Here is a 19,555-nt window from a genome sequence, read left to right as displayed (position 1 = left end):
AAAGGTATAAACCATGAAAAAAATGAGAATGACACAAGTCGCACGAGCTGAAGACCTCACTCCGCATATGCGCCGTATCGTATTAACAGGTGATGATTTAAAAGATTTCCCCGCTGATAAAGAAGGGGCACACTTTAAAGCTATTTTCCCTCAAACGGGTCAAACACAACCCAAGCTTGGCCTTTATCTTGGCTTTAAAAAGTGGATGCGCTCTTATACGGTCCGGGCGTTCGATCATCAAAAAAAGGAGCTAACTGTCGACTTTGCCGTAAACGATCACGAAGGCCTAGCCAGCAACTGGGCAAAGCATGCACAACAAGGTGATTACCTAGGCGTTGCCGGCCCCGGGGACACAAAACATACCAACTATGATGCCCTCTGGCATCTATTGGTTGCAGACCTAACAGCACTGCCTGCTGCGGCTGCCATTTTAGAAAAGTTACCCTCAAATGCCGCTGGCACAGCGTTTATTCAAGTACCAACAACAGCAGACAAGCAAGCCATAGCGGCGCCAAAAGGCATCAATATCAATTGGGTTATAAATAAAGACTTAACTAAAAATGCATTACTTCAAGCCGTCGAGAGCTTGCAATGGCCCGATGGAAAGCCTGCAATATTTATCGCTACAGAAAGCAGCCAAATGAAAGTAATAAAGAAACACGTGAAAACCAAACCCGGCTACTCTAACGAGCAAACCTATGCATCAGGCTATTGGAAGGCTTAAGTCGGTCAAATTTTCTCACCAACATACGCTTATAAAATCTACCAGCCGAAAGTATTGGTTCTAACTTTGATCGGATTCAATTCTTTCGGCCTATACCGGAATAAAACTAAAGAGCCCGCCTCTCACCCCTATATAGCTTAAAACCTATATATAACTTAAAGCCTATAATTTACAACTTCTTTTAATAATTGAAACACAGCGAATCAGCAACCAAAATACGATATACGAGAAAACCCTTCTTATACTGATTATTTTAGCGATCACGCTTAGTATCTACTCTCCATTCCAAGTCTGTTAGAAAAAGAATCTGTATTATTTCCGCCACGCCATTTTCTTGATTTTGCTAAATTTATTACATCTTTTGTCTTGTACGCGTAACCATCAAAAAACCAATCGGATATTTCTTTCCGTAAAACATTTAAAAAGGATTGATCTATACGATAGAGCTTCACCGAATTTTCAGACTCCTCCCTCCGAAACAAAGCAATAGCATATGGAATATACTGCGTAGATAATCGACAAAATTGTGTTGTTTTTTCTAACTGGAGAACAGTGTATTCATCCAGAGCCCCATACCGAGCAACTAACACTGGAGCCATTACAAAAATATATTTTTTTATTATTCGCTTTTTAAAATATCTATTTAATAGATTCATGGGTTACCTTATAAACATAAACACAACCATCAACCCCCGTTACGAGATGATGTGCCGTTTTAGCCTCCACTACCAACCGAGTACAGACCTTGCGACTCTAGCGCAATTTTAGGGGTATCAAACATTAACGGCTAAAGTTACGGCACTAGCCTTCCAGCTCAAGCAAAGCTTTAGCCATCTGTCGCACTGCGTCAAGGTTAGTCTCCCGCCGCTGCTCAGATGTGCAAAAGCCAAGCTTTGTCGCAGCACTAGGCGCTTGCGGTATCAGTTCAGAGCAAGAGGCATGCACGCAGGTTAACGGCACTAATGCCGCCAACTCATGTACATTTACGGCATTAATACCGCTGCCAGGCATAATCTCTATACGGCCATCGGCTTTGGCAACAAGATCTGCCAGCAAGTCTTGACCTGCTAGTGCTGTTGTTTGTTGGCCACTGGTTAAAATACGATTAAAGCCTAACGCAATTGCATCTTCTAGTGCGGCAAACGGATCGGGTACCACATCAAACGCGCGATGTAAGGTAATGTCCATCCCATTAGCCGCAGTGACAAGCTTTGCTAGCGCGTCTACATCGAGCGAGCCATCTTGACGGGTTGCGCCAAACACAACACCTTGCACGCTCTCTTCTTGTGCTTGGGCAATTTCATCCAGCATCAGCTGCAGCTCGACGGCATCAAAACAAAAGTCGCCCTCTCGGGGGCGAATCATCACGTGAGCAGGCATAGCCTGGGCGACGGCAAAGCGCATAAATGCACGTGTTGGCATGAGCCCGCCGGCCACCAACGCAGAGCAAAGCTCAACCCGGTCGGCACCGCCTTGCTTGGCATTGAGCAGTGCTTGCGGCGTACCAACACAGACTTCAAGAGTGATCTTGCTCATTGCGACTGCTCGGCCTTACTGCTCGGACGTAGAAAAGCCGCGCCGACAAGTCCGCCATTGGTAACATGTTGCGCCGGAACAACCAGCGGTCGATCATAGTGCGACAAAATCATAGTGCGAACTTTTGTATCTATTTTTGCAATAAAATCATGCTCGTTAGCTAAGCCACCGCCAACGGGTACAGAGCCTGGACCAAACGCATTGATGAAAACGCTAAGCACCCGCGCCACCATCTCGGTGCAAGCCTCTATTGTTTTTGCGGCGGCGGCATCACCATTACGCCAGTGCAGCAAAATTTGCTCTGCATCGAGTATCGTACCGCTTAACGCTTTATGTACATTCTCTATGCCGCGAGCTGCGCCAACCGTATCTAAGCAGCCCCTTTGGCCACAGCCGCATTGAAAATACCCCATATGCTCGACTAAACCGCCGGCAGTTGGGTCAACAATAGGGCCGTGACCCCATTCGCCTGAGACGCCCCCAAAACCTTTCACCAGGTTGCCGTTTAGTACCAAACCGCCTCCCACGCCGGTACCTAAGATAATTGCAAACACATTGTCTTCCGCTTTTGCGACGCCCACACGCGCCTCGGCCAGCGCCAAACAATCTGCATCATTGGCAATTAACACCGGCACCTTTACGCGCGCCGTTAATAGCTGGGCGAGATTCTTATTTTTTAAATAAGGTATGTTCGCAATGGTGAGCTCACCAGTTTTAGAGTTAACAAACCCGGCAATCGAAATCGCCACAAAATCTTGCTGAGCCGCCGGCGCTTTCTGCACCATCTCAACCAAGGTGGCTAAAAATGATTCTAAAGAATCGCCTGGTGTAGAGCACTGGTCGGAAATATGCACAATCCCGTCCTGACCGGGCCAACCCGATCGAATATTTGTGCCACCAATATCAAAACAAACCGGCATTAATGCCCCCTCTACTTAACATTTGATCACGGCAACCCTTTAAAACTTGCCGAACTTCTGTATTGAGTCCAGCTGAATAGAATCATCTAGAGATATAAATATCATATCATCATTGAATAGACGGAATGCTCCCCACGGCTGCTAGCAAGATCCCGCCGCAAGCATCACAACAAATATTCACACACAAAGATATACAAAACGTATACAATACGTATATTAACGTTTAAGAGAGTATAACCCTGTGGGAATCGTAAAAATATCCGACGAACTGCACGATGAGCTGCGTCATGCAAGCGCAGTAATGCAGCGTTCGATCAATGCTCAGGCAGAATTTTGGCTAAAAATCGGACGCTTGGCCGAGCTGAATCAAGATAAAACCTTTGCCGAGCTGATAAAGGACGAACTGACTCGGGCAAAATCAACACCAGGCAGCAGTGATGAATAACGTTATTTTAAAATCCCCCGAAGCCCTGGCCAAAATGCGCCGCGCCGGCCAACTGTTAGCGCAAGTGTTTGCCGAGCTGGATAAACGCATGGTGGAGGGCGTAACCACCATGGCAATTAACACCTGGGTGGAGCAGTATATTCACGAGGAGCTAAGAGCACGCCCAGCAAGCTTGGGGCAATACGACTACCCTTATACGCTGAATGCCTCGCCCAATTTTGTCGTGTGCCACGGCTTCCCGACGGACAAACCACTCAAAAGCGGTGATATTGTGAATATTGATATCACCCTAGAAAAAGACGGTTATATTGCCGACTCGAGTAAAATGTACTGCATTGGTAATATTACGCCGCTGGCACGCACATTAGTCGACGCTACTTACCAAGCCTTGTGGCAAGGTATTAAAACCGTTAAACCGGGCAAAACTTTAGGCGATATTGGTTACGCTATTGCCAGCTACGCCCGACAACACGGTTTTAGTGTGGTTAAAGAGTATTGCGGCCACGGCATTGGTCAGCAAATGCATGAAGCCCCCAGCGTATTGCACTATGGCCGGCCGGGCGATGGTTTGGTATTGCAAGAAGGTATGACGTTCACCATTGAACCGATGATTAATCAGGGCTCGGCCAAAACCAAAACCTTAAAAGATGGCTGGACGGTAATTACCCGCGACAAAAAACTCTCGGCCCAATGGGAGCACACCTTGGCCGTTACCGCCACGGGAGTTGAAGTGTTAACACTAAGAGAAGATGAATCTCTGACACAGCTTTTAAAATGATTCATCCGCCCTTTTTTGAAGTTAGGCGCCATACCAGGCGCCTCATTTAATGCTCTTAGCCACGACATCTTTAACCATAAGGCACTGTGGCAAAAGCTAATAAAACGCAGTCTGCAATATCACATATTCGTCATTGAGTTTATTCCTCCAGCTGATTAAACTCAGCCTTTATAAGCCTACCCAACAGGACTTACACTTTATTAAGGATTTAACCCCATGATTAACAACAAATGGTTACTCGCCTCAGGCTTTGCGCTCGGCCTGTTAACACAGCCGGCGTTGGCAGGCTTTTATGTCAGCGGAACCGGTGGATTATCCAATCCCGAAGCCTATGATCTTGATGAGGCGCTGGGGCTTAGCGTGCAGGCGGGCTATCAAATTAATCCTTACTTTGCCATTCAAGGCGGCGCGACTCACCTTGGAACTTTCGATGTCGAATACTCGCAAAACGATAGTTATTATATTAATGAAGAAACCGTTAGCCTTTACGGTGCAGAAGCCTCGTTTGTGGTGACACTGCCATTATCCGAGGAGTTTTCCCTGTACGGCAAAGCTGGCCTATTTATTTGGGAGTCAAATTACGAGGTCGAATATTCTGAGCGTCGTCGCGACTACATTAGCTCCGAAACAACCGATGGCACCGATGCCGCATACGGCATTGGCGGGGAAGTTAGATTAAATCCTAAGTTCTCCATTATCGCCGAGGCAAATTGGTACGATCTTGATGGCTCCGAGGTGAATTATTTTAGCGGCGGCGTTAAATTTAAATTTTAAAGTCATTTAAGCTCGTGCGAATTTGCGCACGGGCTAATTTCAGCGCTAATTAGCCACAACTCTCACACACTAGAAAACCGCGAAACTATTCCCACCACGGCCGGTCTTAGCAACACCTTAAAATAACCGAGCCACCTTAAATGCCTGTCGACATGGATATCCGACACTGCCAACCACCTGAAGATGTGTTTGCTTTTTTACCCAACCCCACCCTTGAAGCACTGCGAGAGCCGGCAACCAAACCGGCGGGGCTTAGATTTTTAACTGCCGCACTGATAACCTCAGCACTGACCCACCTAGCCCTGATTTACTTTTTACCCGCGCATAAGCCCCAAGGTTTTGTTAAAGCCGATCTAACAAGCGAACAACCGCCTGCGGTTCATATTGTACTGCACACAAAAGCACCTGCCGCGAAAGAACGTAAAAAGCCATCACTGCCTGAACCAAGCAAAGAGGTGCCAGCCACAAAATCTGATCTAACCACGACAAGCAACCGACCCTCAAAATCAAAACCAAAAAACATCGCCACCCAAGTCGAGACCACAACACGCACTGGCGCACTAAACCTAACACCCGATACAAATACCGGCAGCACGATCACACCAACAGATTCTCGAGTGTTTCACCCACGCTTACAGCAACAACTTTATGAGGCAAAAATAAAAGGTTTAAGGTTGACCGATGAAAGAGCTGAAAAGCTTTATGTACGAGAAGATATTCACGGCACAACGGTGGTGGATCTAGGCCGAGGAGGTTGCCTTAAATCTCCGCAAAGAAAAACCGCATCGGTAGCGCAAGATTGGTATATGTCAGGATGTAACGGCAAGTTATCGGAGGGCGAGACGATGCTAAGCAATATGCAAAAAACACTGAACGCTAAAAACTACCGGCAATAATGCTGCGCATCGCCACGGGACGACGCACAGGATTAAGTGCTAATAAAATTTAAAACGATAGATTAAGCCAGTAGCGCTAATATAGCCTTAGCCGCCTGCTCTGATGATGCAGGATTTTGTCCCGTCACCAATTGCCCATCGGTAAGCACAAAGCTTTGCCAATCGTCGCCTTTTTGATACTCGCCGCCATTACTTTTAAGCATATCTTCTAGTAAAAACGGTACTACTTGGGTTAGCCCTACCGCATCTTCTTCGGCATTACTAAAACCGGTCACTTTTTTGCCTTTTACCAAAGACTCGCCAGCGACTTTAACGTCGCGCAATACCGCAGGGGCATGACATACAAACCCGTGAGGCTTATTGGCACGAGCAAAAGATTCAATCAAGGCAACTGATTTGGCATCTTCAGCTAGATCCCATAGTGGACCATGACCACCGGGATAAAACACTCCGTCATAATCGTCGGCATTTACCTCGGCCAACACATGGGTATTCGCCAGTGCTTTTTGGGCGACAGCATCACCGGCAAAGCGTTTGGTCGAATCAGTCTGACCATCTGGGTCATCGCTTTTAGGGTCCAGCGGTGGCTGGCCACCCTTAGGTGATGCCAGCGTTATCTCAGCACCGGCATCTAAAAACGTGTAGTAAGGCGCGGTAAATTCCTCCAGCCAAAAACCTGTTTTCTCACCGGTATTGCCCAGCTGATCGTGCGATGTAAGAACCATTAATACTTTCATGCTAACCTCTTAATATGTGCTTAAATTAATAGTGTGGCGGGCCATTAAGTCAATCTGTTTAGGTTAAATCGTCGGGGCCAACACGCACTACTAGCTTGCCAAAATTGTTACCCTCAAGCACATCGCATAATGCCTTTGGCGCTTGCTCTAAGTCTTCTACGCGCTGTTCGCGGTAATGGATCTTTCCCTCGCTTAACCACTGGCCCATTTCTTTCATAAACCCAGGCATCTCGGGGCCGTAATCGTCAAACACGATAAAACCTTTAACGCTAATACGCTTTTTCAATAATGTACCCATCAGTAACGACAAACGATCTGGGCCATCGGGTAAACCGGTGCTGTTGTACATAGATACCATGCCACACAGTGGAATACGCGCTTTGGTGTTTAGCAGCGGCATGACCGCATCAAAGACTTTGCCACCGACATTTTCAAAATAAACATCAATACCATCAGCGCAGGCGGCTTTTAATTGCTCGGCAAAATCAGGGGCTTTATGGTCAATGCAGGCATCAAACCCTAACGTCTCTACCGCAAAGCGGCACTTCTCTGGGCCACCCGCCACACCTACTGCGCGCGCGCCTTTAATTTTGGCAATTTGCCCTACCGTAGCCCCTACTGGCCCAGTGGCAGCCGCTACCACAACCGTTTCACCCGCTTGCGGCTTACCGATATCCAACAGGCCCATATAAGCGGTAAACCCAGGCATACCTAAAATGCCCAGTGCGTGGGAGGGCTCGACCAAGCTGGCTGGCAGCTTTACCAAACCCTGTCCATTTGACAGCGCATAATCTTGCCAGCCGCTAAAGCCTACCACCCAATCGCCTTTGCTAAAGCCATCCAAATTCGAGCTCACTACACGCGACACAGTGCCACCTACCATGGTCTCACCTAAAGCAACGGGTGCCGCATAGGATTCAGCATCGCTCATACGCCCGCGCATGTAAGGATCAATAGATAAAAACACAGTGCGCAATAACACCTCACCTTGTGCCGGCGTGGGTATTGGCGTATTGGCTAAGTAAAAGTTATCGACCGATGGCCGACCATGGGGGCGAGAGGTAAGAAGTAGCTGGCGATTGCTCGATAATGATTGAGACATATGTTCCTCGCGTTGAGCGTCAATACATTCATATTAATAGTGTAACGGCCAAGATTAAGCCGCTAACAAGACTATCCATAAACAACAAGTGAGGCTGATGAAGGCTGATTACAAGGGGAGCGTTCTCAGACAAATTTTGTCACGTCAAAGAAACACGAGACCATCACAGTTTTACAGGACAATAACAGGGGTTAAACGATGCGCTGCCAAAATGTGGCTCGACCACCTTTACATAAGTTTAGACGAACGCCCGCTATAACCGCGACCATTAACAAAGAATATGGCACTAACTTGCGCCGTTTGCCTCAGCCGGAAGGTTTAAAACGCCTTTAAGTATATGGACGTCATCACTTGCCATACCAGCTTGGGCGGCTCGGGCTGGCAAAGTGGCAATTAACGGCAGCAATCGGTCTATTTCTGCCTGGGCTTGGGCATCATTAAAATAAAACAATTTACTCAGTGAACGTGCATTGCTCAGCGTAGCATCAGCCCCCTCAATACCAACCCCCATCGCTTGATGACCGCGAACCCCGCCAAGGGTAGGCAAAACATCGTACAGCGGAGATAAGCGCCATTGTCGGTTGAGCACAGAGTAAGTCATTGCGTGATTGCGTGCGTGATCGTCGGTGTTACCGAGTAAAATATTGCATAGCATACGGATAAATAACTCGCGACAATCGGCTACTGGTTCAGCCGAATGTTTGCGCAATATAGCCGCCAAATTAATGTAACTGTAAGGATTTTTGCGCGAGTCGCGCACCATACGCAGCCGCGAGGTATTAAACAAACTATTGGCAGAGACAAAGTGCAGTGGCTGATCGGTAACGCGATCGAACCGCTCAATTAAAAAAGCACTATGCCCGCCGCCTAACTCACGTAACATGGTTGCCGGCACACAGCAGCCAGCCTCGCGCAGTAATTCCATGGTTAGAAATTCTAGGGTGGGAATATTAACTAAATCTTGCTGCCGAGAAAATTTTACCAACCATTGCCTCGACGCATCACACACCACTACCTTAGGGCGCGCGCCCCCCATCGAAGAGCCCGGCTCAATTAATGCCAGCTGCTCGGGTGTGAGCGGCTCGTGCGCCTGCACCTTTTGAGCAACAGCGGCCAACTCATTCAGCAATTGAATGTCCGGTAGCGGCGCAGGCGCACGCGGGTAACTGCGCGACAAGCTAAACTCTAACAACCCCACACCACCACCGCTGGTGCGCAGTAATCGCTCCACCTCATTGTGCGGGCTGCTATTGTGGTGCATTAACATAATGCGAGTTCCCCAGTCGTCCGGCCCAGCATCGGTAAACACTCCGAAGGTTCCCTTGGGGTTTTGGGTGCGAAAGGTACGATTTACTAAGGGTAAATTAACCGGATCTAATGGGTAAGCGGTCGGCTCCGACAGCCAATGCTGACTATAAACAAATTCAGCCAGCGGCGGCTCACAGGTAATGGTGCCAGCCAAGCGGCGCTCACCATTGGCAAGCCGAGCAAACACGTACGCCGATTGATAGGCCATTAACGCCCCCGCAGTTTTGCGTTTGCCTGCTGAATTTGACGGCCAATATCATCGCGGTGTGGCGCAGCTAAATCGGCCACGCCATCGGCCAGTTCCATAGCGTTAAGTGCGGCTAAGTAAACACCCGCAGCAGTGCCTAAATTGCCGGCCTCGGCGGCGCGATACGAGTTAACCGACAAGAGCGCTCGAGAGGCAGCTTCTTGAATGGTCCAGCCCCGCGCTTTACGCGCTTGCTTAAGGTTGCCGGCAAAGATCTCAAAGGCGCGCTTAGCGTCTTGATCAATTCCCAGCTGGTAGTCAGTTCGCGGCATTGATCCTCCACAAGGTTCATATACAGGCATAGCCAGCTTAACATAGACGCTTTGAATACAACCATAAAAATTCCTATATAGGTATAAATACAGCAAAAATATACCTATATAGGAACAATCAACAAATTAAAGAGTCAATTCATGAGGCATTATCGCTTCTTGGTCAATAAAGCTGTTTTCCTGCCGAATAGCCGACAGCAAAACCGTATCGGCGTATTCACAGCCTGTAGCGCCAGGATCAGACTGCTGATTTTTAACGCCGGAGATTTGCGTGTGCCCCCGCCCTTGCTGCAAGCGAGCCCGCAAAGGTTCATAGCCGGGCCGCCAAGCATTAAGGCCGGCAAAGCTTTGGCGCAGGGCTTTTAATATGCTCATGCCGGCATAATCTAAATCACCCCAAAAAAATACCGGTAGCGCATCGCTATTACGGTTAAACCAAGCGTGATGAAACGCCTCGATATTACGGCCAACATTTAGATACGAAAACACTACTTGGCCGAACTCCCGCACCCGCGCCGCACTGCCACGAAACCCAGCACTGTAAACCAAGGTTACATTGGGCAAATCGGCCTCGGCCAAGGCTAAAAAAGTGTCTTGATTTTCGACAAATAATATCTCGGTTGGCGATGCGGCAAGATGCACCGTCAACATAACCGGACGCACCCGTAAGTTGGCCATTAACGAGGGGTACAAAGCCCGCAGTAAAGGCTCGTGTGGGTCTAAAAATTTTGAATCGCCAGCAAAGCAGCGCGCCGATAACGTCCGCAAGGTTGTCGGTTGCCGCAACTCATGGGCAAGCGCGGCAAAAGCTTGTACCACTTGCGCGGCCGACATGCCTTTAACCCGAATATGACGCTGCCATAGCGCCGCGCCTGCATCTTCAAACTTATCCTGTAATCGTGTCAACTCGTGCGCCCAGGTAATGGCATAAGGGTCAAACGCTGGGCGATTTAACCACTGCCGTACCATAGGTTCTTTATCGGCCATAAAATAAATTTTGGCATTATCATAAGGCTCATCGTGCGGCTTAAGTTGTGCCAACTTAATACTCAGAATATGAAATTCGTAATCCAGACTTTGCAGCAATGCCCATAAATACTCGGCATCTTGCCCCTGAAAATCATACAGCTCGGGAACGACTTTGGGGGTAACTTTTAAATAAGGCCGACGCCCAGCCTCGAGCTGATCGAGAAACTTATGCAAAAGCCGGTAAGGCAGCAAATTATCGTCCCACCAAGGCGGCGGCAATAACTCGTTAGAAGGTGTCTTTGGGGGCATAGCAATTACGCGTTAGATTGAATAACTTAGGCGTTATCTTAGCAATCAGTCGGCGTCGTTTACCAGCCGGCAGCTCGATCGGCATGATTCAAAGAAAACCCAAGCATATCTGACAAGGCAACTAATAACCCGCTACCAAACGTTACACATGAATTAAACAAGATTTTACACGACAGAAGAAAATAGATAACTATTAAGCCGATAAGACAAGAGCATGGTAAAAAATTATAAATACAGAAATGTTACCCAAGGTAACATGACTGTAACCTTAATGCGTAAAATAGACCTCGAGCAGGTGATGGCGCTTGCTTTACCCAGGAGGGTGATCCCCTCCCTAAGTTTTTTAGCGTTGACTAATACGAGGTTACCAACCATGTTTAATTTCACTAACCGCTCGAGCTTACAAACGTTTATCGCGGGCCTTACTATTGTTTTTGCAGCTGGTGCGCACGCGGCTGACCGCAAAGTGCCTGGCGTAGTTGAATCTGTCGATTTAGCCACAAAAAGTGTTTCAATTATCGCTGATAAAACGGGTGAAAAACTGACTTACCGCTTTAACGGAACCCCTAAAGTACGTATAGGTGGTTACACCTCTCACGACGTTGCCAACTTACAGACGGGGCAACATGTAACCTTAAAGCTATCAAGTATCGCACCCAAAAAGGCCAAAAGCCGTGTTATTGCGGGCGAAATTTTAGAACTGGATCTACAGCAAAATGTCGCACTAATCCGCCCGGCAGACGGCAGCGCACCGCGCACAATTGCCTTGCCTGATGCGATTCGCGTATCGGGTTTACACAAGGGTGCGGGAATCGAAGATTTGCAAGAAGGTCAACAAGTAACTTTTAAGTACGCGCCACAATAATAATCTAACAAGGCCCCACCATTGGCGGGGCCTTGTTAACTTTGTTAATCATTGTTAGCTACACCATCTAAATTTTCTTGTAAAAAACGCAGTACGTGAGTCAATGCTTTAGTGCGAGTTTCACCTTGCATCAAATGGTGATTTTCATCTTTTAAACGTACAAACGTAACCGATTTTTCGGCATCGTTTAATGCATCGTACATATCATCAGATTGATCAATTGATACTATCTCATCATCTTCACCGTGAATCAGTAATACCGGCGCCTTAACTGAGGCGGCATGAGTTACTGGAGAAATCGACAACAAATCATCTTTGCTGTACTCACCGTTACTCATAGAGCGTTTAAAATAACTTACTACCCAGTGGCTACTACCGAGGGTTTTGCGGGTACTTTTAAAGGCTTTATTTAGATCACTCACACCGTTAATAGACACCGCACAACGGTACAGATCAGGTGTTTTACTAACGCCCAGAAGGGCCGCATAGCCGCCATAGCTTGCACCGACAATACAAACACGCGAGCGATCTACCAGCCCCGCTTGGGCAAAATGCTCCAAGCTGTCAGTAAGGTCATCTTGCATTTTACGACCCCACTCGCCGTGACCGGCCAAAATGTGATCAAGACCAAACCCGCTGGAGCCGCGAAACTGAGGCTGCAACACTAAATAGCCACTAGCGGCCAACGATTGCGCCAACCAATCAAACCCAAGCTTATCGTAAGCCTCGGGGCCACCGTGGGGCAATAATACCGTGGGCATATTTTTAGGGGTTTGAGCGTATTGCAACGGCAAAGTTAAGATTGTCGGAATAATCATTCCGTCACGAGCTTTCGCATTAGACACAACGCTAGGGTTAAGCGCCTCTGCGGGTATATTTTGTCTAGCACCAGCCAAAAAACGTAGCGATTTGTCGTTGCTGACTAAATAATAACTGCCCGCTGTGGTTGGTCCTTCAACATACACAACTAACGCTTTCCAGTTGTTACTCCAGCTGCTTAATGTTACCGAATGACCGTCAAAGCGGCTCATCACTTCTTTCAAGAAGTCGTCTTTATCTTGCTCGAATAGCTCGTAGCTAGGAGTAAAACCCGAGTACTTTAAACCGTAAACGATGCCGTCAATGCCTTTAATAACGCCTTCAATATCGGCATCATCGCGGCCATAGGGCTCACCGACGATTGTTCCGTCGGCCAAAGACAGTTGGTAATAAGCTACGCGGCCATTACCTTCATTATGCGCGAGCATTATTAATGATTTACGGTCCGGCGTTAAACCAACACCCGAGCGCGCGATAACCTCTGTGGTTTCTTCAAAAATCGTGCGCCAGCCACTTTTTCCTTTTGGTACTTTAATTGAATATTTGTCGGTACGGTTATCGTAGATCTCTTGCGCCAAGACCTTGCCGTTATCATCTAAAAAATACTCCAGCGTGTCTGCATCGCCCTTTTCAGCCACTCTAGGTCTACGCGGAGACTTAATGTCAACTCGCATTAAAGAGCGTCGAGGGTTTGTATCGTACTTACTGCGCCCCACAAATGCCGGCATATACAGATAACGATAATCTGCGGAGATGCCCGAAATACTACCCAGCCCGGTTTGCCCAAGCAGAATTTTATCGCCTGGGCGTAATAACTGCTCCATCACACCGGACTTAATATCCAAAGCAAATGCCGTACTGATGTCGTGCTCTCCACGATACCCTCTTAAATACTTGCGCTCCGAGGCCACCAAAACTAGATAATCGTCATTAATAAAGTATAAATCGTGTGGATTAATCTCAGCGACCTGAGCGCCAGCAACCATTTTTCCTTCAGCGAGAGAGTAAACGATCAGCAGATCATTGCTCTCTTGTACTTTACGAAAGGCTATTAGTTCACCGTTAGGCGAAACCACAAGCATCGAGGTGCCAGGTAACGCGCCGTATTGCAGGGCAATTGAATCGGGAGTCGGTACAGGTAAAGTTTCGGCCATTGCTGGCGTGCCGACCATAGCCGTAAGTAGGCTGATAACGACTAAAACAGAGCGTGCAGCAGGTGTCGTGAAAGTCCGCCATAAAGGCCGGCTAAGTAAAATCGATAAGCACATAAAAAGCATCCCTACTTGATAGGGATTGCCATGACACAAACCCAATTATTATTAATATCTACGATAAAACACAATAGTGTAAGGAAATTTGCCGGCCGCCTCAAACAAAACAACAAGATGCTCATTTTTTGTCTACTTACATTGCATTTAACGGCCAACACTTACACACTTACCTTCACTTTATGGAGAGTACTGCATGCTAAGTCAGTGGACCTGGAAGCTATTACAAATTAGCCGTCAATTATGGATGCGCACCGTTTTGTTTGCCGTATTAGCGGTCGTCACAGCGCTTATTGCCATCGCCTTTAAAGGCTGGATTCCCAGTGAGCTTGCAGGCGCCATAGGGGCTCCGGCCGTTGATCGAATTTTATCCATACTAGCCTCTAGCATGCTGGCGGTAACCACTTTTTCCCTCAGCGTTATGGTTGCCGCTTACAGTGCTGCCACCAGCAATATTAGCCCGCGCGCCACGCGCCTATTGATGGAAGATTCCACCACACAAAATGCCTTGGCAACCTTTGTTGGCTCGTTTGTGTACTCGTTGGTGGGAATTATCGCTTTGCATACCGGCGTGTATGGCGATGAAGGCCGAGTTATTTTATTTATTGTCACCATCGCAGTGGTGGTACTGATTGTCGGCACAATACTGTTATGGATTAACCACTTGTCTAGCCTAGGCCGTGTTGGCGAAACCACCGATCGCGTAGAGCAAGCCGCTAGCGCTGCCGTCAAACGTCGTATCGCACATCCGTGGCTCGATGGTCGCAGGCTTGCCAGCCTTGAAGATATCCCCAAAAAAGCCACAGCGATTTTCTCGGAACGCATCGGCTACATTCAACATATTGACATTAAAGCAATCAACCGTTGGGCTGCCGATAACAACACGCAAGTATTTATTGCCAGTTTGCCTGGGGCATTTGTACACCCAGGTCGGGCACTTGCTTACTGTGTTAACCATGGCGAAGAAAGCCTCAGCCAAACCAATGAGGTCATCGACCACGCTTACACTATTCGAGACGAGCGCTCTTTTGATCAAGACCCGCGTTTTGGCGTGTTAGTACTTGCCGAGATTGCCTCGCGGGCACTGTCCCCTGCCGTTAATGATCCGGGTACAGCGATTGATGTAATTGGCCGAGGTATGCGGGTTATCTCGGGCTGGGAGGTAACCGAGGGTTATCAAGAACCTAAAGTAAAAGATATCCCCTGCCCCAATGTTTGGGTACAGCGGATTGAGTTGTCTGAATTATTTAATGATTTTTTTGCTCCTATCGCCCGCGATGGCGCCAACCTAATTGAAGTGCATATTCGCCTGCAAAAAGCGTTGGGAGCACTGGCCTGCAAAGGTGGCGTATTTGCCGAGCAAGCCCGAGCTCATTCGCAGCGAGCCTTGGCACTGGCCAAGCATGAATTGCCGTTGGCCGACGATATCGCAACACTCGAAGCACTGACACTAAAGTAAATAATTACCCTATAAAATCAGAATATGGCGGTTGCGGCAAAGTAAACAACGCTACTTAACCGCCCGCAACATAGCGGTTATTAACTCATTTACATCAAACTTAGTCAGCGCCTCATTAGCCCCCACTTGATGGGCCTGACTCACGCTAATTTCGCTAGAAATAGATGAATGTAAAATAAGGTAGGCACCCGCTAATGCTGGATCATCACGCACCGCAAACGACAACTCGTAGCCATCGAGTCCTGGCATCTCAATATCACTCACCAACAAGTCTACCGGTCTTCCGTTGCGAGCATCGGTTTGCATAATATCTAATGCTTCCCGACCGTCATCGGTCATGCGAAACTCAACCCCTAGAGTTTTTAATGCATCTCCCAGTTGTTTGCGGGCTACAGAAGAGTCGTCCACCACAAGAATATTCAGCGATTTAAGTGCCGCGGCTTGTGCCGTCAAATCGTCTTCCAGTACGCTCGATTGGGCATCTTCAAAGTTGGCAAAAATACGTTCTATATCCACCAGTTGCACAAGGGCATCATCCACTCGGATAACCCCCGTCAGGTACGTTTTACGTCCCAGGTGACGCGGGGGCGGCTCGACATCTTTACCTTGAGTTTGGACAATACGGTCGAGTTTACGCACCAAAAAACCCACGCGTTTACGCTGGCAATCGGTAACAATAATAAACCCGCTGCGCTGTTCCTCGGCGTTTAATCCAGGGCCGCCCATCGCCGCAGCTAAGTCGACAATAGGCAATGTGCCCCCGCGAATATTAGCCGCACCCAATACCGCAGGAGCTGACTCGGGCATTGGTCGAACGGGGGTAAAAGGGACGATTTCTTTAACTTTAAATGTCCCAAGGGCAAAACGTTGAGTTGGAGTTAACCAAAACAACAGCAAGCCTTGGGACATCGATTGACTGATCGTGCTCATAACAAACTCACAATGCCTAGGACACAACCAGTATAGCAATCTTAAACGCCACATCTACCCGGCAATGGCAAACTTGCACTCTTTTACATGAGGTTTATTAGCCTTGTTTTGAAGCGCCTGTGCGGTTGCCTGCAAACCACGGGTACAGTGCCGGTATCACCAGCAGAGTCAGCAATGTAGCGGTGACCAAACCGCCGACTACCACCACGGCCAATGGTCGCTGTACCTCACTGCCCGTACCACTGGCAAACAACAGCGGTATCAAGCCAAGTCCGGTCGTGACGGCCGTCATTAACACCGGCCGTAAACGCGCGCTGGCAGCCGCTACACAAGCACGCGCCACCGGCACACCTTGACGCACTTGCTGATTTAAATAACTCACCAATACCAAAGCGTTCTCCAGCGCAATGCCAAACAACGCAATAAAACCCACCGAGGCCGGCACCGATAAACTCAAACCCGCCAACCACAGGGCGACAATCCCGCCCACCAGTGCCAAGGGAATATTAAGCATTATCAGCAGTGCGTTAGGCAGCGAGCCAAAGTTGAGGTACAGCATCAGCAATACCAACAGTAAAGTAATGGGCACCACAATCATCAAACGTTGATTGGCTTTTTGTTGCAGCTCAAACTGCCCACCCCATTTAATAAAATAGCCCGGCGGCAAGTCGACCTCACGCGCGATAGCGGCATTGGCCTCCTGCACAAACGAGCCGATATCTCGCTCGCGAATATTGGCCTGCACCGTAATAAATCGCTGACTGTTTTCACGGGTGATTTGGCGTGGGCCGGTTACATACTCAACCGTCGCGAGCTCTTGCAAAGGCACCTGCATACCGGTCTCGGTGCGCACGGTTAACTGCTCGATGGCAGCGGCACTATCGCGTGCGCTTTTGCTCAAACGCACATAAATATCAAACCGGCGCACCCCTTCAAATACTTGGCCTGCTTGGGCACCACCCACGGCTAATGCAATAGTATCTTGCACATCACTCACGTTAAGTCCGTAACGGGCAATCTGCTCGCGGTTAAGGGTGATTTGTAACTGACCGGTACCGGCTATTTGATCTTTTTGCACATCTTGCGCACCGCGAATACCACGCAACAGTTGGGCGACCTGTTGCGCTTTGGCATCTAGTACGGTCAAATCATCGCCAAACAATTTGGCCGCCAGCTCTGCTTTAGTACCGGTTAGCAATTCATCCACCGCCGCGGCAATCGGCTGGGTAAAATTAAATTTAGCCCCTGGGAAATCGACAAAAGACTCGCTCATAGCGCGATACAAACCATCCAGCGAATCGGCACTTTGCCATTGATCTTGCGGTTTTAACGCGACAAAAATCTCGGCGTTATTAACGGGATCGGCATGGGCACCCACCTCCCCCCGACCAACGCGAGTCACCACTTGAGTCACCTCGGGGAAGCGCTGCAGTAATTGTTTTTCAAACAACAACATAGACGCGCGAGCTTTATCCAGCGAGATAGACGGCGACATGGTGGCGCGAATTAATAAATCGCCCTCGTTAAAACGCGGTACAAACTCCGAGCCTAAACGCGGTGCAATCACCGCCCCCAGCGCCAACACCAACAGGGCAATACCCACAGCCAAAGGGCGCCGCTGCACCACAAAGCCCACCACGCGCTCGTAGCCACTGCGCATCCTTCCTGGCAACTGACTGCTAGCGGCGGCCCGAGGCTTAGGTTTTTTCATCCACAAAAAGGCGGCAACCGGTGCTACCAACAACGCGTACAGCAACGAGCCGGCCATCGCCAACGCCAAGGTGTAAGCCAGCGGTTTAAACGTTGCCCCCTCTACCCCCTGCAAGCTAAACAGCGGTAAAAACACAATAATAATAATGCTAATAGCAAACAAAATGGGCCGCGCGACTGTGCCACAAGCGTTAAGCACCAACTGCCGGTGTGATTCACCTGTGGCTTTTTTCAACTCTTGGTCAATCTGCTCGACCACCACCACCGCGCCGTCGACCATCAAACCAATAGCAATCGCAAGCCCACCGAGCGACATTAAGTTGGCCGAAATCCCCAACCATGGCATGGCAATTAACGCCACTGCCACCGAGAATGGAATCGACAAAGCCACCACCAAACTGGCCCGTACGCCGCGCATAAACGCGATTAAGACCAGCACCACTAACACCACCCCCTGTATCAAAGCGTTGGTGACCGTGGTTAATGCCGCGTGCACCAATTGCGCTTGATCGTAGTAAGGGGCGACGCTAACCCCTTCGGGCAAGTTGGTATTAATGGCCGCAAGCTCCGTTTTAACCGCGTCGATAACCTCGGCGGTGTTGCTGCCCAGCAGCTTTAACACCATACCTACGACGACTTCGCCCTTACCATTTTTGGTGGTAAGGCCGCGGCGAATTTCTCCACCGATAACTAACTCACCTAACTGCTCTAAATACACCGGCGTGCCATCAATGGTTTTAACCACTATGTTACCGATATCGTCTAAATTGCGCGCAAGACCTACTGAACGTATTAAATACTGCTCATCGTTTTTAACCAAAAACTGCGCACCGGCATTAGCGTTGTTGGCCTCGATGCGAGCTTTCACCTCGGGCAGCGATATGTCATAACGCACTAGTGCTAGCGGGTCGAGCTGCACTTGAAACTGTTTTACCTCGCCACCTATCGAGAGCACCTCGGTAACACCCGGCACCGTTTGCAAATTAAACTTAACGATCCAGTCTTGAATCTCGCGCAGCTCTACCTCGCTGTAGTTACCGCTGGCATCTTCCAACACATAAAATAAAATTTGCCCAAGTCCGGTACTAATCGGCCCCATCACCGGATCACCAAACCCCGTGGGGATCTGATTGCGCGCTTGCTGTAGACGTTCGGCCACCAGTTGCCGAGCAAAATAAATATCCGTGCCATCGTTAAAATAAACGTTCACCACCGACAAACCAAAATTGGACACCGAGCGCACATGATCAAGCTCAGGCAAACCATTCATAGCACTTTCAATGGGATAAGTTACATACTTTTCTACCTCCTCCGGTGCTAATCCATCGGTTTCAACAAACACTTGTACCAACGCCGGTGAAATATCCGGGTAGGCATCTACCGCTAAATTGCGGTAGGCAAAGAAACCACTCAATAAAATCGCCAGTGACAACATCATCACCAACACACGATTGTTGAGCGCGCCTTGTAGTATTAATCGCATACAA

18 protein-coding genes are annotated in these 19,555 nt (G+C 48.6%); 7 read left to right on the top strand and 11 right to left on the bottom strand.

The features are described 5' to 3' along the window. Positions 1-13 precede the first annotated feature (13 nt). On the top strand, positions 14-724 hold the full coding sequence (locus tag GILYN3_RS03140; protein ID WP_049721509.1) for a siderophore-interacting protein: 711 nt from the start codon (positions 14-16) through the stop codon (positions 722-724). 266 nt (positions 725-990) lie between these two features. On the opposite strand, the gene GILYN3_RS03135 is transcribed toward GILYN3_RS03140, so the two are convergent. The 3 genes from GILYN3_RS03135 to GILYN3_RS03125 all read right to left on the bottom strand — a co-directional run bounded on the left by GILYN3_RS03135 (position 991) and on the right by GILYN3_RS03125 (position 3,180). Continuing rightward, positions 991-1,380, bottom strand: coding sequence for a DUF6559 family protein (locus GILYN3_RS03135; RefSeq protein ID WP_049721508.1), 390 nt, complete (start codon positions 1,378-1,380; stop codon positions 991-993). A gap of 145 nt (positions 1,381-1,525) precedes the next feature. Continuing rightward, a complete protein-coding gene (locus GILYN3_RS03130) occupies positions 1,526-2,260 on the bottom strand; it encodes a copper homeostasis protein CutC (protein ID WP_049721507.1) in 735 nt (244 codons plus the stop codon). Further along, positions 2,257-3,180, bottom strand: a complete 924-nt coding sequence (locus GILYN3_RS03125; RefSeq protein WP_049721506.1) for an ROK family protein — start codon at positions 3,178-3,180, stop codon at positions 2,257-2,259. Before GILYN3_RS03125 ends, GILYN3_RS03130 begins: the two co-directional genes overlap by 4 nt. A 241-nt stretch (positions 3,181-3,421) precedes the next feature. Between GILYN3_RS03125 and GILYN3_RS03120 the strand changes: the two genes are divergently transcribed. The 4 genes from GILYN3_RS03120 (at position 3,422) to GILYN3_RS03105 (ending at position 6,073) form a co-directional block, all read left to right on the top strand. Then, a complete protein-coding gene (locus tag GILYN3_RS03120) occupies positions 3,422-3,625 on the top strand; it encodes a ParD-like family protein (RefSeq protein ID WP_049721505.1) in 204 nt (67 codons plus the stop codon). Continuing rightward, positions 3,618-4,403 (top strand): type I methionyl aminopeptidase, encoded by a 786-nt coding sequence (map, locus tag GILYN3_RS03115; RefSeq protein WP_049721504.1) that lies wholly within the window; start codon positions 3,618-3,620, stop codon positions 4,401-4,403. Before GILYN3_RS03120 ends, map begins: the two co-directional genes overlap by 8 nt. Before the next feature lie 216 nt (positions 4,404-4,619). Beyond that, complete coding sequence (locus GILYN3_RS03110) at positions 4,620-5,177, top strand: porin family protein (RefSeq protein ID WP_049721503.1); 558 nt, start codon at positions 4,620-4,622, stop codon at positions 5,175-5,177. A 140-nt stretch (positions 5,178-5,317) separates the two neighbouring features. Beyond that, positions 5,318-6,073: a hypothetical protein gene (locus tag GILYN3_RS03105; RefSeq protein WP_049721502.1), complete on the top strand. Its 756-nt coding sequence runs from the start codon at positions 5,318-5,320 to the stop codon at positions 6,071-6,073. A gap of 62 nt (positions 6,074-6,135) precedes the next feature. Here GILYN3_RS03105 and GILYN3_RS03100 read toward each other — a convergent pair whose 3' ends face one another. From GILYN3_RS03100 to GILYN3_RS03080, 5 genes are all read right to left on the bottom strand, one after another. Next, positions 6,136-6,810 carry a type 1 glutamine amidotransferase domain-containing protein gene (locus GILYN3_RS03100; RefSeq protein ID WP_049721501.1) on the bottom strand — a complete coding sequence of 225 codons (675 nt, stop codon included), beginning with the start codon at positions 6,808-6,810 and terminating at the stop codon, positions 6,136-6,138. 58 nt (positions 6,811-6,868) lie between these two features. Next, positions 6,869-7,912 carry an NADP-dependent oxidoreductase gene (locus GILYN3_RS03095; protein ID WP_049721500.1) on the bottom strand — a complete coding sequence of 348 codons (1,044 nt, stop codon included), beginning with the start codon at positions 7,910-7,912 and terminating at the stop codon, positions 6,869-6,871. A gap of 286 nt (positions 7,913-8,198) precedes the next feature. After that, positions 8,199-9,428 carry a type II toxin-antitoxin system HipA family toxin gene (locus GILYN3_RS03090; RefSeq protein ID WP_049721499.1) on the bottom strand — a complete coding sequence of 410 codons (1,230 nt, stop codon included), beginning with the start codon at positions 9,426-9,428 and terminating at the stop codon, positions 8,199-8,201. After that, positions 9,428-9,739, bottom strand: coding sequence for a helix-turn-helix domain-containing protein (locus GILYN3_RS03085; protein WP_049721498.1), 312 nt, complete (start codon positions 9,737-9,739; stop codon positions 9,428-9,430). The genes GILYN3_RS03090 and GILYN3_RS03085 overlap by 1 nt, the downstream gene beginning before the upstream one ends. Positions 9,740-9,865: 126 nt before the next feature. Beyond that, positions 9,866-11,017, bottom strand: a complete 1,152-nt coding sequence (locus GILYN3_RS03080; protein ID WP_049721497.1) for a Wadjet anti-phage system protein JetD domain-containing protein — start codon at positions 11,015-11,017, stop codon at positions 9,866-9,868. Positions 11,018-11,390: 373 nt separating this feature from the next. Here GILYN3_RS03080 and GILYN3_RS03075 point away from each other — a divergent pair, with 373 nt between their 5' ends. Further along, positions 11,391-11,882, top strand: coding sequence for a hypothetical protein (locus GILYN3_RS03075; RefSeq protein ID WP_049721496.1), 492 nt, complete (start codon positions 11,391-11,393; stop codon positions 11,880-11,882). 44 nt (positions 11,883-11,926) lie between these two features. Here the strand turns inward: GILYN3_RS03075 and GILYN3_RS03070 are convergent, their stop codons facing one another. Next, positions 11,927-13,969 (bottom strand): alpha/beta hydrolase family protein, encoded by a 2,043-nt coding sequence (locus GILYN3_RS03070; RefSeq protein WP_198147267.1) that lies wholly within the window; start codon positions 13,967-13,969, stop codon positions 11,927-11,929. 196 nt (positions 13,970-14,165) lie between these two features. Between GILYN3_RS03070 and GILYN3_RS03065 the strand changes: the two genes are divergently transcribed. After that, the gene (locus GILYN3_RS03065; protein WP_049721494.1) at positions 14,166-15,428 is read left to right on the top strand and encodes a DUF2254 domain-containing protein; all 1,263 of its coding nucleotides are present in this window, start codon (positions 14,166-14,168) and stop codon (positions 15,426-15,428) included. 51 nt (positions 15,429-15,479) lie between these two features. Here GILYN3_RS03065 and GILYN3_RS03060 read toward each other — a convergent pair whose 3' ends face one another. Continuing rightward, positions 15,480-16,358, bottom strand: coding sequence for a chemotaxis protein (locus GILYN3_RS03060; RefSeq protein ID WP_049721493.1), 879 nt, complete (start codon positions 16,356-16,358; stop codon positions 15,480-15,482). A 97-nt stretch (positions 16,359-16,455) separates the two neighbouring features. Then, positions 16,456-19,551 (bottom strand): efflux RND transporter permease subunit, encoded by a 3,096-nt coding sequence (locus GILYN3_RS03055; RefSeq protein ID WP_049721492.1) that lies wholly within the window; start codon positions 19,549-19,551, stop codon positions 16,456-16,458. Positions 19,552-19,555: the final 4 nt, after the last annotated feature.

Source organism: Gilvimarinus polysaccharolyticus (genome assembly GCF_001187555.1).
Lineage (GTDB): Bacteria > Pseudomonadota > Gammaproteobacteria > Pseudomonadales > Cellvibrionaceae > Gilvimarinus > Gilvimarinus polysaccharolyticus.
Note: the sequence above shows the minus strand (reverse complement) of the source record. Positions and strands in the feature narration are given on the sequence as shown.

Excerpts from the sequence above, each read along its gene's own strand:
- GILYN3_RS03140 (WP_049721509.1), top strand. The coding sequence starts at position 14 with ATGAAAAAAATGAGAATGACACAAGTCGCACGAGCTGAAGACCTCACT.
- GILYN3_RS03135 (WP_049721508.1), bottom strand. The coding sequence starts at position 1,380 with ATGAATCTATTAAATAGATATTTTAAAAAGCGAATAATAAAAAAATAT.
- GILYN3_RS03130 (WP_049721507.1), bottom strand. The coding sequence starts at position 2,260 with ATGAGCAAGATCACTCTTGAAGTCTGTGTTGGTACGCCGCAAGCACTG.
- GILYN3_RS03125 (WP_049721506.1), bottom strand. The coding sequence starts at position 3,180 with ATGCCGGTTTGTTTTGATATTGGTGGCACAAATATTCGATCGGGTTGG.
- map (WP_049721504.1), top strand. The coding sequence starts at position 3,618 with ATGAATAACGTTATTTTAAAATCCCCCGAAGCCCTGGCCAAAATGCGC.
- GILYN3_RS03110 (WP_049721503.1), top strand. The coding sequence starts at position 4,620 with ATGATTAACAACAAATGGTTACTCGCCTCAGGCTTTGCGCTCGGCCTG.
- GILYN3_RS03105 (WP_049721502.1), top strand. The coding sequence starts at position 5,318 with ATGCCTGTCGACATGGATATCCGACACTGCCAACCACCTGAAGATGTG.
- GILYN3_RS03100 (WP_049721501.1), bottom strand. The coding sequence starts at position 6,810 with ATGAAAGTATTAATGGTTCTTACATCGCACGATCAGCTGGGCAATACC.
- GILYN3_RS03095 (WP_049721500.1), bottom strand. The coding sequence starts at position 7,912 with ATGTCTCAATCATTATCGAGCAATCGCCAGCTACTTCTTACCTCTCGC.
- GILYN3_RS03090 (WP_049721499.1), bottom strand. The coding sequence starts at position 9,428 with ATGGCCTATCAATCGGCGTACGTGTTTGCTCGGCTTGCCAATGGTGAG.
- GILYN3_RS03085 (WP_049721498.1), bottom strand. The coding sequence starts at position 9,739 with ATGCCGCGAACTGACTACCAGCTGGGAATTGATCAAGACGCTAAGCGC.
- GILYN3_RS03080 (WP_049721497.1), bottom strand. The coding sequence starts at position 11,017 with ATGCCCCCAAAGACACCTTCTAACGAGTTATTGCCGCCGCCTTGGTGG.
- GILYN3_RS03075 (WP_049721496.1), top strand. The coding sequence starts at position 11,391 with ATGTTTAATTTCACTAACCGCTCGAGCTTACAAACGTTTATCGCGGGC.
- GILYN3_RS03070 (WP_198147267.1), bottom strand. The coding sequence starts at position 13,969 with ATGTGCTTATCGATTTTACTTAGCCGGCCTTTATGGCGGACTTTCACG.
- GILYN3_RS03065 (WP_049721494.1), top strand. The coding sequence starts at position 14,166 with ATGCTAAGTCAGTGGACCTGGAAGCTATTACAAATTAGCCGTCAATTA.
- GILYN3_RS03060 (WP_049721493.1), bottom strand. The coding sequence starts at position 16,358 with ATGAGCACGATCAGTCAATCGATGTCCCAAGGCTTGCTGTTGTTTTGG.
- GILYN3_RS03055 (WP_049721492.1), bottom strand. The coding sequence starts at position 19,551 with ATGCGATTAATACTACAAGGCGCGCTCAACAATCGTGTGTTGGTGATG.